Here is a 15008-nt window from a genome sequence, read left to right as displayed (position 1 = left end):
GGGTGGGATTCGAACCCACGTGAGAGCTTTTGACCCTCAAGTCGATTTCGAGTCGACCCCGTTACGACCACTTCGGTACCTCTCCGCGTATTGTCAATGAATCACCTGAAAAATCAAGGGGAGGAATGTACCCTCTTTTGACGAAAAAATCTACCTAAAATTTCACGGCAGTCATTTTCAAGGACCCCTTCCGTGACCTGAACGCGATGGTTGAGCCGCACGTCCTCCGCCATCCGGTAGAGGGATACGAAAGCTCCCCCCTTCGGATCGGCCGCCCCGAAAACAACACGGGAAAGCCGCGCCTGCAGGATCGCCCCGGCACACATGATGCAGGGCTCTATGGTAACATAAAGCGTGGCCCCGACAAGCCGGTAGTTTCCCGCCTGCCCGGCAGCCCGCCGGATCGCCAGCATCTCGGCATGGGCCGAGGGATCATTCAAGAGAATCGGGCTGTTATGGGCCCGGGCCAGGACATCTCCTTCGCGGGTGATCACCGCCCCGATGGGTACTTCACCCAGCGAGAATGCCCTGTGTGCCTCCTCAAGGGCCATGCGCATATACCCTTCGTCATCATTCATACCTTTGCCCCTTTGCCACTTTGTCACTTTGTCGCTTTGTCACTTTTTTGTCAACCACCATTGCCTTGATTCCCCCCATCACATGGGTTATTATTCCATCCCATGATGAACAGAAAGGTATTCACCATCGCCATCCTCATTTCTCTCGCCGGGCATGTTGCCGTTCTTGCCGTCTCGAGCCTGCCGACCATTATGATGGGAGCGGTCTCATCGGACGGCGCCTTTACGATCCATTTTGAAGATACCGCCGGCTCGGAGCATGAAACGCTCCTCAAGGCGACGCAGGAACCCGTGGAAAAACCGGTCCCGGCACAGGAGGGTACGGTTTCTCCCGGGATCTCGGAGGATGTGATCGATATCAACAGCACCGACCCACGGTTCAGTTCCTACCTCGCGCGCATACGATACCGGATCGAATGTACCTGGAACTATCCCTACCTTGCCTGCGCCCTGAAGCAGGAAGGATCGAACGTGGTTCGATTTTCGATCACCAGCCGGGGGATACTGGTCGACCCCATCGTCGTGGAATCATCGGGATACGATTTTCTCGACAGGGAATCGCTCAGGACCGTCATGACCGCCGCCCCCTTTCCGCCGTTCCCCGAGGATATCACGACACCGAGGCTGAATATTCTGGCCCGTTTCACCTATGAACTGTCGGAATAGCCCTCGCTATTCTTCGGAACGTTCGCATAGTATCCGGAGCTTTAAGAATCCCTTTCGGGGCATGATGGATCATTCATGAACAACGAACAAAAAATAATCTCCTTCACCTGCGGAGCCCACTTTTTTACTCATTTCTTCGAGTTGCTCTTCCCCGCCCTGGCCATACCGTTGAGCCTCTCCCTGAACATGGAGCTTACGGATGTGCTGAAACTGGGTTTTCTCATGTATCTCCTCTACGGCCTCGCCGCCCTTCCCTGGGGATTCTTCGCCGACCGGTTCGGAAACCGCCTGAGCCTGGTGATCTTTTTCCTGGGGATCGGCACGGGCTCGATCCTTACGTCCTTTTCCGACTCACCGATGTCGATCATGATATCTCTTTCACTCATCGGATTCTTTTCCAGTATCTATCATCCGGCCGGCATGGGACTCATCTCGATCGGCATCAGGAACAGAGGGACGGCCCTCGGCATCAACGGCGTCGCCGGCAACCTGGGTTTTGTCGCCGCCCCCTTTGCCGGTGGTTTTCTGAACTGGGTGGCCGGATGGCAGGCGACGTACTGCATTGTTGGATGTATCTGCATTGTCGCAGGGGTCATCATGATCTTCGTCGACATCGACGAGGCGCCGATCGAGGAACCCGCCGCCCGAACGGGCGCCGCTATACAGAACGACAACATGAGATATTTCATTATTCTCTGCATCGTCATGACCCTTTCCGGCATCGCCTATCGAATAAACAACGTGGTCCTTCCCTCATATTTTGAATTGAAGGCATCCTTTCTGTGGGATTTCTTCAAGCAGTTTCACCTGAGCAATGTTGCGGGCGTGAAGACCATGGCGGCCACACTTCTGGCATCATCGATCTATATCGTCAGCTCCGTCGGCCAGTATATCGGAGGCAAGCTCGCCGACCGTTACGACCTGCGCCGTCTCTACTTTTTGTTCTACGCGCTGAGCCTGCCCTTTGTCGTCGTTATGGCCCTCGTCGACGAGCGTCTTCTCGTCCTGGTGACGGCCCTGTACGTCTTTTTCGCCCTGGGCATGCAGCCCATAGAAAACAGCCTGGTCGCCCATTACACGCCCGCGAAATGGCGGAGCACCGGTTTCGGCATAAAATTCATCCTTGTCTTCGGCGTTGGGGCCTTCGCCGTGTATCTCGTGGGGTGGATCAAGGATCTGTGGAACATTGAAACGGTCTATCTCTTCTCGGCGGGTATCATCCTGTTCATTCTGCTTTTCATCACGTTCCTGATGTGGATATCACGGGGAGTTGACTGCAGAAACAGGGCGGTAGTTACCGGACCGCCAGAAACAGCGGTTGTCGTAAAATGAAGGCAATTCGGCAATGAAAAAATTCACTGTCTTTTCCATGATGTTTGCCTGTGTTCTTTTTGCTCTTGTTCCCGTCGTCCCCGGGGGTGAACGGACCGTCATCGACCAGGAGGGAAGAACCGTGACCCTTCCGGACCGACCGCGCAGGATCATATCCCTGGCACCCAACATAACGGAGACGCTCTTCGCCATCGGTCTGGACGGAGAGATTGCCGGCGTCACGTCTTTCTGCAACTACCCTTTGAATGACAAGCAGCGCGTGGGCGGAATGACGAACCCATCCCTCGAAAGGATCGTATCCCTCGAACCCGACCTGATCATCGCTACCGCCGACGGCAACAGGAAGGAAACGGTCGTTCTTCTCGAGAACATGAAGTATCCCGTTTACGTAGTGAATCCGCAAACCATCAATGACATACTGGACATGGTACTGCGCCTCGGAGTGATCACCGGCAGAAAAAGTGAGGCCGTTGATCTGGTACGCTCCATGCAGACAAGAACGGAGCGGGTTGTCGCACAGGCGGCGGGACTGCCGAAGAAGCGGGTCTTTTTCCAGATCGGTTCCGGCACGCTGATAACGGCTGGCCGGGACACCTTTCTGAATGAGCTGATCACTCTGGCCGGAGGCGTCAATATCGCCGGCGACATCCCCATCAGGTATCCCCGGTTCACCATGGAGGAACTGGCGGCGGCGAGACCGGATTACGTCATCGTCGTATCGATGAAAAAAGGAGAGACCATCGAAGACGTGAAACGGCAGTGGGCACGTCGGCAGGGAAGCGACGCCGTGGACCTCGACACGCTCAGGCTGGTCGACGCCGACCTGGTCAGCCGGCCTGCCCCGCGCATCGTTGAGGGCCTTGAAACGCTCTTCGCCGTCATTCATAATCAGTAACTTTCAAGGCCCCTTCATCAGTTATGCGAATTGAATTTTAATCTTTCGACGAATCCAGTCGCCGGCATGCCTCGGCTTCGAAACTTGACGCGAGCCATCGAGTGATATAGACTTCCCCACGTTTAAAAAAAGCCGCAACGCGCCGTCCGCCGCGGAAAGGAAAAATATGACCGAACGCCTCGCCAGCCTTTTTTCACCCATCACGATCAATACCATGACACTGTCCAACCGTGCCGTCATGGCACCCATGGGCACGAACCTGGGCAATCCCGACAGCACCGTCAGCGAAGCCAGCATCGCTTACCTGAAACGGCATGCTCAGGGCAGGCCGGGACTGATCATAACTGAGGTCATCGGCGTGCATCAGAACGGCCTCGCCATCGACACCCAGCTCGGCCTGTTCGACGACCGCTTCATCCCCGGCTTGAGAAAACTGACGGAACAGGCCCATGAAGAAGGGTGCAGGATAGCGGCACAACTGCATCATGCAGGCCGAGAAAGCTTCTTTTCTCTGGCCGCGGGAACAGCCATCGGGCCTTCGGCAGTTCCCAGCCTCATCTATCGAACGCCCCCCCGGGAGATGACCGCCGATGACATCGGTGAGATCATCGCCGCTTTCGGAGACGCCGCCGGCCGCGCCAGGGAGGCGGGCTTCGACGCCGTTGAAGTTCACGGCGCCCACGGGTATCTGCTGACGCAGTTCCTCTCACCACTCGCGAACCAGCGGACCGATGCCTACGGCGGTCCCATGGAAAACCGCTCCCGCTTCATTGTGGAAATCCTTGAAGCGGTGAGAAAACGGGTCGGCCCCGACTTTCCCCTGTCCCTGCGCCTTTCCCTCGATGAATCCATCAAGGGAGGGTATTCCGTTGACGACATTCAACCGGTTCTCCCCTCGTTCGTGAAAGCAGGTGCCGATATCATCCACGCCTCCTTCGGGACCCATGGAAGCCCGGCGGGCATTACCAGCGCTCCCGCGGAATATGAGCCGGGGTTCAATGCCCGGCTCGCTCGAAAGGCAAAGGACGTCGTTGCCGTTCCCGTCATCGCCGTGGGCCGATTTACCGACCCGGCCCTGGCCGATGAGGTCATCGGCCGCGGTGACGCAGACCTGGTCGCCTTCGGCCGCCAGTTCCTGGCAGACCCCGATTTTCTCATCAAGAGCCGTGAAAATCGCACCGGTGACATCTGCACCTGCATCGCCTGCAACCAGGGGTGCATTGAACGGCTGATGCTCGGGGAGGGAAGCGTCCGCTGCGCCCTGAATCCCGAAACGGGACAGGAACTCTCATATCCTTCCCATCCCGCCCGTGAAAAGCGGACCCTCTGGGTCATCGGCGCGGGACCCGGCGGCCTGACGGCGGCTCATGAAGCGGCCCGTCTCGGGCACCACGTTACCCTCTTTGAAAAGGAACCGTTTCCGGGCGGCCTTGTCCGCACAGGTTCCCGGGCCCCTTTCAAGGAACTCCATGGGCGGTGGATCGAATGGCTTGTCGAGCAGGCAAAGGGCAAGGGCGTTGAAATACGCACCGCCACGTCCGTCACGGGTGACATGCTCAGGGAGCACCGCCCAGGAATGGTGATCCTGGCATGCGGGGGAGAACCGATCATTCCCGTGATACCGGGCATCGACAGGGAACATGTATGCACGGCTCTGCAGGTACTTGAAGGAGAGACGGCCCCGGGAAAGAACGTCCTCATCATCGGCGGCGGCCAGACGGGGATGGAAACGGCGGACTATTGTATCGAAAGAGGCGCCCGGGTCATCATCGTCGAAGTACTGAAACGGTCACCGGTGCTCAAGTTCACCTCCCACGGGTATATGCTGCACAAGCGGCTCCGGGACGCCGGCTGCACCATGCTCTTCGGAACGTCCGTAGCGGACATCGGAAACGACAGCGTGACCGTGGTCTCCGACGGAGCGGAATCGGTCCTTTCCCCGGTGGACCAGGTGATCGTCGCCACGGGACTCAGGCCCCGGGAATATCTGAAAAAAGCCCTGGTTGACGCGGGCATCCCCCATGTGGTCATCGGGGACGCGCGGAAGATCGGGAGGATCATCGAAGCCACCGGTGATGGAGCCCGGGCAGCCTGGGAACTGTGAAAGAAATTGCTAAAAACTGCAGGAGGAAAGAATGAAAACCATCGATTTCTCGTTAACAGGCAAGATCGCTCTCATCACCGGCGCAAGCCGGGGGATCGGTGAGGCGATCGCAAAAACGCTCGCTGAATACGGAGCCCATGTCGTACTTGTCAGCAGAAAAATAGAGGCCCTCGAAAAGGTGGCGGAGGAGATCACCGGCACGGGAGGCGAGGCGACCCCCCTGGCCTGTCATGTGGGACACATGGAGCAGATACAGAAACTCATGGAAGAGGTCCGGGAACGGTTCGGACGGCTCGATATACTCATCAACAACGCCGCCACGAACCCTTATTTCGGTGATGTCCTGAACGCACCCGTGTCGGCCTGGGACAAGACCCTCGAGGTCAATCTCAAGGGACCCTTCTTCCTGGCGCAGCAGGCAGCGAAGCTCATGACCGAATCGGGCGGCGGCTCCATCGTCAACGTGGCCTCCATCAACGGCATCCAGGCCGAGCCTTTCCAGGGCATTTATTCCATCACAAAGGCGGGGCTGATCATGATGACCAAGGTCTTCGCCCGCGAACTTGCGGACAAGAACATCCGGGTCAACGCGCTTGCACCGGGCCTCACCGAAACCGCCTTCGCGCAGGCCCTCTTCGTCAACGAAGACATTTACAAATACGCCCTGGGAAAGATCCCCATAGGCAGGCACGCGAAACCCATGGAAATGGCGGGAGCGGTCCTCTATCTCGTTTCCGACGCAGGGTCTTTCACGACGGGAATCACCATTATCTGTGACGGCGGGGCGCTCGTTTGATCCCGCGGGGAGTATGGTGCTTCTCAATTAGTTTTTCCTTTTTCTTCCAATGGAAAGGATATGAAAAGAACGGTCAACCCTGTCCGGGAGGGGTGTTCTTTTCTCTTGCATTCCGGCACGACCTGTCGTAAATATTCTTTACCTTCGGTTAAATCATCTAACGGGCGGTTTACGGTAATCGTTTCAGGGGTACCGGCGTCATGTCCGAACAACACAAGCAGGCTGTCAAAAGAAGGATGGAGCGGGAGCGGGAACAGCGCATTCAGGGTATTCTTGAAGCGGCGCGACGGGTCTTTGTCGCCGAGGGGTACACCCGGGCCATCATGGAGAAGATAGCCCTTGAAGCGGGCATCACGAAACCGACCATTTACCAGTATTTCAAGACCAAGGATGAGCTCTTTTTCGCTCTCATGCTTCCTGTTATCGACGATCTCCATGTACAGATAGGAAAGATAGAGCGGAAACTGGCTGCGGGGAAATACGCATCGGGAAAACAACTGGTCCATGATCTCATCAGGGGGGCCCATCACAGTTACGAAGTGGCGCCGGAGAGCTTTCTCATGCTCCAGTTCTTCCAGCAAACGGGACTCGTGGGAAAACTGAACGAGGCCATCAGCTCCCGGCTCGATGAGAAGGGACGGTCGAACTTCACCGTGCTCCGCCGGGTGATCCGGGAAGCGATGTCACAGGGTCTTTTCAAGAAATCCCCGGTCGACGAAACCACCGATGTCCTGTGGGCGCTTTTCACGGGCGTCATTCAACTCGAACACATCAAATCACCGGAGAGAAGTCCTGCACATCTCAAGCCGACCCTCAAGGTCGCTGAACAGTTCATAATCAATGCCCTGGCTGAAAACTGCCCCTGAGGGGACACGGGAAAAGAGGATATCAGAAGGAGGGAACATCACGATGACGCAACCTGTTCTTGAGGGGAAAGTGGCGCTTGTGACCGGCGGGGGGCGCGGCCTGGGCCGCAGCATGTCCCTGGGGCTTGCCGGTCACGGCGCGGACGTGATCGTCACAAGCCGCAAGATCGAGGCAAACCGGGAGATCGTGGCCCGGATAGAGGCCATGGGACGTCGTTCCCTTGCCATTGCCGCCGACATCAGCAAGGTCGAAGACATACATCGCATGGTGGACGAGTGCATCGCTGAATTCGGCGGGATCGACATCCTGGTCAACAACGCCGGCACGAGCCCGATCAATTCGCTGGCCCTCGATGTGGAGGAATGGGCCTGGGACAAGATATTCAACACGAACCTGAAAGGTCTTTTCTTCTGCAGCCAGGCCGTGGCGAAGCACATGATCGACAGTGGAGCGGGCGCGATTATCAATATCGCCTCGGTCGCCGGTTCCGGCGGCTCTCCCTTTCTGTGTCCCTATGGAGCGTCGAAAGCGGCCGTCATTCAACTCACGAGGACCCTGGCCCTGGAGTGGGCTGATTACGGCATCCGCGTCAATGCCATCGGGCCGGCCACCTTTGAAGTGGGTGTCAGCGAACCCGTCCTGAAGGTCAAGGAACTGGCGGACGATATCATTGCAAAAACACCACTGAAACGGATCGGTAAAGTGGAGGAACTCATCGGCGCCCTTGTGTACTTCGCATCCGACGCATCATCCTACGTAACGGGGCAAACGCTCTTTATCGACGGAGGCTGGAGCGCCTGAAACCGTGAATGGGGGTTTCACGGAAGAATCGATAAAAAGCGAGCAATACGAACGATATAAAGGAGGGAACTGTCATGTCGGTTTTAATTATCGGAGGAACAGGATTTATCGGGTCGCGGGTGGCGAAGAAACTCGTCGACCTCGGAGAACGGGTCGTCACCTTCGACGCATCACCATCAACGGAATTTCTCGAAGGATATCTTGACAAGATCACTTCTGTCCGCGGTGATATCACTGAGTTCGATGAGATAATCGCCGCCATCAAAACCCAGGGTATCGAAAGGATCATCCATCTCGCCTATGTCCTGGAAATTGAATCGATGATGAATCCCCATCTGGCCGTCAAGGTAAACTGCATGGGTACGAACAATGTCTTTGAGGCGGCCCGGCTCATGGGAATTCAGCGGGTGCTTTTTGCCAGCTCGATCACAGCTTACGGGCATCACGAAAAACACGGCGACAAGGTCCTCACAGAGGATGATCCCCTGTATCCCCAGACCGTCTACGGCGCCTGCAAGGCCCACTCGGAATTCATGGCTCAGTATTATGCTCGGGCCTTCGGCATGGGCGTCTACGTCCTGCGCGTGGGCAGCGCCTTCGGTCCCGGCCGGACAGGGGGGGCGACGGCATTCGTCAGTAATATCACCACGCTGCCCGCCCTCAACCAACCGCTCGTGATCCCGTTGAAATCAACCACGAAGTTCGTCTATTCATCGGTGAACGACGTGGCCGAGGCATTTGTGAAGGTCTGTCGTGCAGAGTCGTCACAGCTCAAGCATCCGGTTTACAATATCGGCGGCTATACCCATGAGGGCACGGAAGTCACGGACCGCATCAAGGAACTTATTCCTGAGGCGGATATTACCTTCGGGGATATAGAGGTCTATTACGTCTACCGGCTCGACAACTCCCGGCTCCGGGAAGATACGGGATTCACCCTGACCCCCATGCGTGAGGGAATCCTGCAGAACATCAATGAAGTCAGGGAAAAGGCGGGACTTCCCCTCGTCGTATAGACAGGAAACCGCATGAACACGTGACAGGGAGGAATATTTTCATGGGATTGATGACGGCACAGGAGTACCGGGAAAGCTTGAAGGACGGGCGGCTCGTATACCTCCGCGGCGAACGGGTCGATGATGTCACCACCGACCCCATGCTGAAGGTCTGCGTGGATACGGCGGCCCTCGACTATGAAATGACCCACATGACTGAATACCGGGACCTGGCGGTGGTCCTCCGGGACGATGGAGAACCGATCAGCCGCTACTATCACCAACCGCAGGACGGCGATGACCTGCTGAAGCGCCATGAACTGATGGTCGAGGCCACGCGGTTCGGCGGCGGGGCCATTCCCTTCACCCACGACATCGCCTCGGACACCCTCAACGCCATCAATATCACGGCGAACCTCATGGGCAACAGGGAATACGTGGAACGGGCGGAAAACTACCGGCGCCACCTTCAGAAAACAGACCTGGCCGTGGCCGTGGCCGTCACCGATGTGAAAGGTGATAGAACCCTGCGGCCATCCTCACCGAAGCAGGAACACCCCGACTATTACGTAAGGATCGTGGACCGGAGGGCCGACGGGATCATCGTCCGCGGCGCCAAGGCCCACATCACCGCCGCCGCATATTTTAATGAAATGGTGGTCATCCCCAGCCGGAACATGACCGAGGAAGACGCCGACTACGCCGTCGCCTTCGCCCTGCCCGTCAATACGAAGGGAATTATCCAGGTATGCCACCCCTCTAAGACGGCATTCGGCCCTTACGAATTTCCCGTGGAGGACCGGCCGATCCGGTGGCATACGGACTCGCTCATCATTTTCGATGATGTCTTCGTTCCCTGGGAGCGTGTCTTTCTCTGCGGCGAGTGGCAGTTCGCCATGCAGCTCGTTTACAACTTCGCCTATTTCCACCGCCACACCGCCGCGAGCTATCGGATCCCCATATCTGAAATGATGCTCGGCATGGCTCAGGCAATGGCGGAATACAACGGGATCGACCGGGTCTCCCACGTGCGGGAAAAAATAATCGATCTCGTCATCTATCTCAACATGCTGAAATCGCTTTCACGCGCAGCCTGCGTCGATTACGTGATGCATGGAGGGTTCGCCACGCCGAACCCGGTCATCACCAACATGGCGAAGTATCATTTTGCCAGCAAGTATCACGATTGCGTCAAGATCGTTCAGGACATGGCCGGCGGGCTGCTGTCGACGGCGCCTACCTACAAAGACTTTCAAAACCCCGACATACAGGAATTCATCATGAAATACCTCGGCGGCAGGGCGGGGGTCTCGGCTGAACAGCGGCTGCGGATGCTTCAGTTGATCAGGAGGATACTCGATCCGGAGATAGAGGTCCTGGCCGTCCACGGGGAAGGTTCTTTTGAGGCCCAGCGCATGACGATCTTCGCGGAAGCCCTGCCGGAGATCATGCGCTGCAAGGAATTTGCGGAGGTCGAGGCGGGCAATCTTCACAAGGGGAAGAAACCATGAAAATACTGTGGCAGAACATCTCGACCCATGATATTCCCGGTGTTCCTGACGCCCACCTGATGTGGGACGGCCTCACCCGCCATATCGAGCATCTCATCGCTCCGGAAACGTCGGTCGATTTCGGGTATCTCGAGAAGGCCTCCTACTTCGTGGCGTCAAAGTACATGGAACTGCTTAACAATACCTATATCCTGGACGAACTGATCAGGAGGGAACCCATCGGGTACGATGCCGCCGTCATCGGCTGTTTCAATGATCCGGGATTATGGGAAGCACGGGAATCACTTGCCGTTCCCGTTATCGGCGTGGGCGAATCGGCCATGCTCACGGCCTGCATGCTGGGCCGGAACTTCGGCATCGTCACGGTCCGAAAGAAATTGATCCCCGTCGTTGAAGATAACGTACGGCGTTACGGCCTGGAGTCCCGCCTGGTCCGCGGCGTCCCCATCCGGTCCTGCGAACTTGACGAGAAACTGTATCCGGTGATGTTCTCTGAACCCGCGGCGATCGCCGTCCCGCCCTTTGAAAAGGAAGCGATAAAACTGGTGGAGGACGGCGCCGAGGTGGTCATCGCCGGCTGCGCGTCACTCGGGCCGGCCCTGTACCAGGCCGGGTACGTCAAGGTCGCCGGCACCCGGGTGCCCATCATCAACGCCACGGCTGTCGCCGTCAAGACGGCGGAGGCGCTGGGAAACCTCAGGCGAACCTTCGGGCTTGCCACCAGCAAGGCCCTGAAATATCAAAACCTGCCGGGGGCAATAGTCGAAGGTATCAGGTCAGGCCTGGGGTTTCACACAAAGGAGTGACCATGGTTGACAACCGCTTCTTTTTTACAAATTTGCGAGGTGATCATGTTTGAAAAATGGATCCGCACGGTTTTTTATCTCATTGGAACAGGAAATATCTGCGCTGCCGCCCTGGTGGCGGTGCCCCTGTATGACAGCACCCTGCTGACCCATCTCTATCCGGAGGTGTTCTCACCCATCGGACTGGGGGCTATCGGCCTCTGGGGGCTCGCCTATATCGCGATCGGGAGTGTTTACGACAGGGCCCCTGTCGCCGTCCTGGTGCTGGCCCTTGAAAAGCTCTTTTACGCATCGCTCTGGGCACCCTGGATCATGGGACACTGGCGGGCCCTGGGGGGGATCTTCTCCGCGGACCCGATCGCCGGGCTTCTCTATGCATCGTGGGGACCCTATGACTTTGTCTCCTGTCTCTTCTTCATCTTCGTTTATATCCGGGTCACCCGGGGACAGGCAGCGGCAAGGACGGCCTGAATCGCACGATTCCGGACACGGGCTCACATGAAAAACAGTTTCCGGGGAACGCAACAGGGGCGACAGAGAGGGGTTAAATTATGAAACTTTACGCATTTTCAACAGGATACTTTCCGGTGATCGGCGGTGTGATGCGATCGGACCGTCCCTGGAAACTGGTCAGGATGCCCATGGTCTGTTTCCTGATCGAGGAAAGGGAAGGCCTCACGCTGATCGATACGGGTTTCGGCAGGACCACGATAGAAGATCCGGCCAAATTTCCGGGACGGCTTTCAAAACTCCTGTTGAGCTTCAGGATACGGGAGGGAGAGGACGCTCTTTCCCGGGTCCGGCAGCTCGGTTATGACGCGCACGACGTGAAGGACATTATCCTCACCCATTTCCACATCGATCACACCGGCGGGGTACCCGATTTTCCCGCCGCGCGGATCCACTCATCACGAAAGGAATACGATTCATACATCGAACGGGGGCACCGGTTCACTTCCTTTTACCACCGGGGTGCCTTTGCCCACGACCCGCCCAGGGAACTTCATGATTTCACGGATGAAGAGCGTTTCGGGTTCCCCCGCACCCGCGATCTCAGGGGCGACGGGAAGATCATCCTCATCGATCTCGCGGGTCACACGGCCGGACACATGGGCGTCGCTGTCCGGACCGGAGACAGGACCATCATTCACCTCGGGGACGCCGCCCTCTTCGAAGAACAGTTCACCGAACCCGCGTCTATCGGCTTCGGGACCCGTATATTCCGGTGGATCTCCGATTACCTCCCCGATGAAGAGGAACGGGTGCGCCAGCTTCTCGCCACGGTTCGAAGAACTCATCCACACCTCGAAATGTTCTGCTCACATGACGCCTGGAAGTTTGAAGGGATCCCGAAATTCCCCGAACCCCTCGCAGAGGATGGTGAATAAAACCATGGCGCACCACTCTGGAAAACAAAGACTCCGGCATAGTGATGCCGGTAAAGGCCGACCCTAACCATGCCCGCATCGCATCCCATCGGTATATTCGATTCCGGCTACGGCGGCCTCACGGTCATGAAGGAAATTCTCCGGGTGCTGCCGCAGTATGATTATATCTACCTGGGAGACAACGCCCGGGCCCCCTATGGTTCCCGTTCTTTCGAGACGGTCTACCGCTGCACTCTCGAGGCGGTGGAGTGGCTGTTCGACCGGGGGTGCCCGCTGGTCATTCTGGCATGCAACACGGCATCCGCAAAGGCCCTGCGAAGCATCCAGCAGAGCGATCTGCCCCGTATCGCCCCCGAACGACGGGTCCTTGGCGTTCTCAGGCCCGTGACGGAACGGATCGGCATGTATACGAAAACAGGGCACGTCGGTATCCTGGGAACGAGGGGAACCGTGGAATCCGGATCCTATCCGATAGAGATCCACAAGCAATTCCCGGACATTGTCATAACACAGGAGGCATGCCCCCTGTGGGTTCCCCTCGTTGAAAACGGGGAATGGGAAAGCCCCGGCGCCGATTATTTCATAGAAAAGCATATCGGCAACCTGCTGCGCCGGGACCCCGACATAGACAGCCTGATCCTCGGATGCACCCATTACCCGCTTTTGATGAACAAGATCAAGGGATTCATAAGCCCTTCGATACAGGTGATATCCCAGGGAGGGATTGTTGCTGAAAGCCTTGACGATTATCTGAAACGACACCGGGAGATCGAGAATCTCTGCAGCAGTTCCGGCACCCGCCGCTACTTCACGACCGACTCGGCCGATATGTTCGATCACCAGGCACGGATATTCATGGGAGCAGCGATCCAGACCGAGCATGTTATATCGTTGCAACGGATGACTGGCACACGACAAGAAAGGGGTGCCGGAAAGACCGGCACCCCCGAATATTCCCCATAGTTATTAACGTTTATCGAAGCAGTTTGCGCAGTCTTCGATCACGGGCGAGCGAAGGATACATCTGCACCAGCAATCTGGCATCGCTTACGCTGATAATGCCGTCACCGTCAATGTCGAATTCCGGGTAGGCACCGGCATCCTGACCTACCAGGGAAAGGATGAGATTCACATCAGCAGCGTCAACATCGCAATCACCGTCCACATCACCTTGCGGCAACGTCTGATCGGGATTGTAAAGATCCGGGCAGTTGTCGCAGGCATCGCCAACCCCATCATCGTCAACATCATCCTGGAGGGGATTATAGGTATCAAGGCAGTTGTCGCAGACATCACCGACATCATCCTGATCTATATCCTCCTGTCCTGAATTGGAGATATCCGGGCAGTTGTCGCAGGCATCACCGATGCCGTCATCATCCTTGTCAGCCTGATCTGTGTTTTTCACCACTGGACAATTGTCACAGACGTCGCCCACAGTATCACCGTCGCTGTCGGCCTGATCAGGATTGCTAGTTCCCGGACAATTGTCACACAGGTCACCCCTGCCGTCATTATCTGCATCTTCCTGATTTGGGTTGGCAACGGTGGGACAGTTGTCGCAGGCATCACCGAAAACGTCTCCATCCGTGTCCGTCTGACCGGGATTATAAATATTGGGACAGTTGTCACAGGCGTCGCCGATATCGTCACCGTCACCATCGGCCTGATTAGCGTTGGGCGTCCCGGGACAGTTATCGCAGTCATCACCGATGCCGTCACTATCACCATCGGCCTGATCGGGATTTGAAACGGCCGGACAATTGTCACAGGCATTACCAAAGTCATCGGTATCACTGTTGGCCTGGTCGGTATTTGGAATGTCGGGACAATTATCACAGACATCGCCGACAGTATCGCCGTCACTGTCGGCCTGATCAGGATTGCCAGTTCCCGGACAATTGTCACACAGGTCACCCCTGCCGTCATTATTTGCATCACCCTGATTCGGGTTGGCAACGGTGGGACAGTTGTCACAGGCATCGGCATGGCCGTCACCGTCAGTGTCTGCCTGATCGGGATTATAGTCATTGGGACAGTTGTCACAGGCGTCACCGACAGTATCATCGTCGCTGTCAGCCTGATCAGGATTGTAAGTTCCCAGACAATTGTCACACAGTTCACCGACACCGTCATCATCAGTGTCCGGACCGCAATCACCACCTTCACAGGCATCGCCGATACCATCTTGATCGGTATCTTCCTGCCCCGGATTATAGGTATAGGGACAGTTGTCACAGGCGTCGCCGATATCGTCACCGTCACCATC

Annotated in this window: 15 protein-coding genes; 13 read left to right on the top strand and 2 right to left on the bottom strand. The window is 56.9% G+C overall.

The annotated features are described in order from the left end of the window. Positions 1–113 precede the first annotated feature (113 nt). Positions 114–578, bottom strand: coding sequence for a nucleoside deaminase (locus JXO48_08485; GenBank protein ID MBN2283915.1), 465 nt, complete (start codon positions 576–578; stop codon positions 114–116). Between the two features lie 102 nt (positions 579–680). Between JXO48_08485 and JXO48_08480 the strand changes: the two genes are divergently transcribed. The 13 genes from JXO48_08480 to murI all read left to right on the top strand — a co-directional run bounded on the left by JXO48_08480 (position 681) and on the right by murI (position 13702). Beyond that, a complete protein-coding gene (locus JXO48_08480; GenBank protein ID MBN2283914.1) occupies positions 681–1244 on the top strand; it encodes an energy transducer TonB in 564 nt (187 codons plus the stop codon). Positions 1245–1319: 75 nt separating this feature from the next. Continuing rightward, on the top strand, positions 1320–2576 hold the full coding sequence (locus tag JXO48_08475) for an MFS transporter (GenBank protein MBN2283913.1): 1257 nt from the start codon (positions 1320–1322) through the stop codon (positions 2574–2576). Between the two features lie 13 nt (positions 2577–2589). After that, a complete protein-coding gene (locus tag JXO48_08470; protein MBN2283912.1) occupies positions 2590–3471 on the top strand; it encodes a cobalamin-binding protein in 882 nt (293 codons plus the stop codon). A gap of 166 nt (positions 3472–3637) precedes the next feature. Then, on the top strand, positions 3638–5575 hold the full coding sequence (locus tag JXO48_08465) for an FAD-dependent oxidoreductase (protein ID MBN2283911.1): 1938 nt from the start codon (positions 3638–3640) through the stop codon (positions 5573–5575). Positions 5576–5606: 31 nt separating this feature from the next. Beyond that, positions 5607–6371 carry an SDR family oxidoreductase gene (locus JXO48_08460; protein ID MBN2283910.1) on the top strand — a complete coding sequence of 255 codons (765 nt, stop codon included), beginning with the start codon at positions 5607–5609 and terminating at the stop codon, positions 6369–6371. A 200-nt stretch (positions 6372–6571) separates the two neighbouring features. After that, positions 6572–7237 carry a helix-turn-helix transcriptional regulator gene (locus JXO48_08455; GenBank protein ID MBN2283909.1) on the top strand — a complete coding sequence of 222 codons (666 nt, stop codon included), beginning with the start codon at positions 6572–6574 and terminating at the stop codon, positions 7235–7237. Between the two features lie 43 nt (positions 7238–7280). Further along, complete coding sequence (locus JXO48_08450; protein MBN2283908.1) at positions 7281–8039, top strand: glucose 1-dehydrogenase; 759 nt, start codon at positions 7281–7283, stop codon at positions 8037–8039. 74 nt (positions 8040–8113) lie between these two features. After that, on the top strand, positions 8114–9055 hold the full coding sequence (locus tag JXO48_08445) for an NAD(P)-dependent oxidoreductase (protein MBN2283907.1): 942 nt from the start codon (positions 8114–8116) through the stop codon (positions 9053–9055). 41 nt (positions 9056–9096) lie between these two features. Then, complete coding sequence (locus JXO48_08440) at positions 9097–10545, top strand: 4-hydroxybutyryl-CoA dehydratase (protein MBN2283906.1); 1449 nt, start codon at positions 9097–9099, stop codon at positions 10543–10545. Further along, the gene (locus JXO48_08435) at positions 10542–11351 is read left to right on the top strand and encodes a hypothetical protein (GenBank protein MBN2283905.1); all 810 of its coding nucleotides are present in this window, start codon (positions 10542–10544) and stop codon (positions 11349–11351) included. Before JXO48_08440 ends, JXO48_08435 begins: the two co-directional genes overlap by 4 nt. Positions 11352–11396: 45 nt before the next feature. Then, entirely contained in the window at positions 11397–11822 is a 426-nt protein-coding gene (locus tag JXO48_08430) for a hypothetical protein (protein MBN2283904.1), read from the top strand. 80 nt (positions 11823–11902) lie between these two features. Further along, positions 11903–12739 (top strand): MBL fold metallo-hydrolase, encoded by an 837-nt coding sequence (locus JXO48_08425; protein MBN2283903.1) that lies wholly within the window; start codon positions 11903–11905, stop codon positions 12737–12739. Positions 12740–12808: 69 nt separating this feature from the next. Beyond that, on the top strand, positions 12809–13702 hold the full coding sequence (gene murI / locus JXO48_08420) for a glutamate racemase (protein ID MBN2283902.1): 894 nt from the start codon (positions 12809–12811) through the stop codon (positions 13700–13702). Positions 13703–13712: 10 nt separating this feature from the next. Here the strand turns inward: murI and JXO48_08415 are convergent. Further along, on the bottom strand, positions 13713–15008 hold a 1296-nt coding region (locus JXO48_08415; GenBank protein ID MBN2283901.1), incomplete at its 5' end, for a thrombospondin type 3 repeat-containing protein.

The organism is Deltaproteobacteria bacterium, from assembly GCA_016933965.1.
Lineage (GTDB): Bacteria > Desulfobacterota > Syntrophia > Syntrophales > UBA2210 > JAFGTS01.
Note: the sequence above shows the minus strand (reverse complement) of the source record. Positions and strands in the feature narration are given on the sequence as shown.

What these genes read in the sequence shown, in the direction of transcription:
- JXO48_08485 (MBN2283915.1), bottom strand. Translation starts at nt 578, where the DNA reads ATGAATGATGACGAAGGGTATATGCGCATGGCCCTTGAGGAGGCACAC.
- JXO48_08480 (MBN2283914.1), top strand. Translation starts at nt 681, where the DNA reads ATGATGAACAGAAAGGTATTCACCATCGCCATCCTCATTTCTCTCGCC.
- JXO48_08475 (MBN2283913.1), top strand. Translation starts at nt 1,320, where the DNA reads ATGAACAACGAACAAAAAATAATCTCCTTCACCTGCGGAGCCCACTTT.
- JXO48_08470 (MBN2283912.1), top strand. Translation starts at nt 2,590, where the DNA reads ATGAAAAAATTCACTGTCTTTTCCATGATGTTTGCCTGTGTTCTTTTT.
- JXO48_08465 (MBN2283911.1), top strand. Translation starts at nt 3,638, where the DNA reads ATGACCGAACGCCTCGCCAGCCTTTTTTCACCCATCACGATCAATACC.
- JXO48_08460 (MBN2283910.1), top strand. Translation starts at nt 5,607, where the DNA reads ATGAAAACCATCGATTTCTCGTTAACAGGCAAGATCGCTCTCATCACC.
- JXO48_08455 (MBN2283909.1), top strand. Translation starts at nt 6,572, where the DNA reads ATGTCCGAACAACACAAGCAGGCTGTCAAAAGAAGGATGGAGCGGGAG.
- JXO48_08450 (MBN2283908.1), top strand. Translation starts at nt 7,281, where the DNA reads ATGACGCAACCTGTTCTTGAGGGGAAAGTGGCGCTTGTGACCGGCGGG.
- JXO48_08445 (MBN2283907.1), top strand. Translation starts at nt 8,114, where the DNA reads ATGTCGGTTTTAATTATCGGAGGAACAGGATTTATCGGGTCGCGGGTG.
- JXO48_08440 (MBN2283906.1), top strand. Translation starts at nt 9,097, where the DNA reads ATGGGATTGATGACGGCACAGGAGTACCGGGAAAGCTTGAAGGACGGG.
- JXO48_08435 (MBN2283905.1), top strand. Translation starts at nt 10,542, where the DNA reads ATGAAAATACTGTGGCAGAACATCTCGACCCATGATATTCCCGGTGTT.
- JXO48_08430 (MBN2283904.1), top strand. Translation starts at nt 11,397, where the DNA reads ATGTTTGAAAAATGGATCCGCACGGTTTTTTATCTCATTGGAACAGGA.
- JXO48_08425 (MBN2283903.1), top strand. Translation starts at nt 11,903, where the DNA reads ATGAAACTTTACGCATTTTCAACAGGATACTTTCCGGTGATCGGCGGT.
- murI (MBN2283902.1), top strand. Translation starts at nt 12,809, where the DNA reads ATGCCCGCATCGCATCCCATCGGTATATTCGATTCCGGCTACGGCGGC.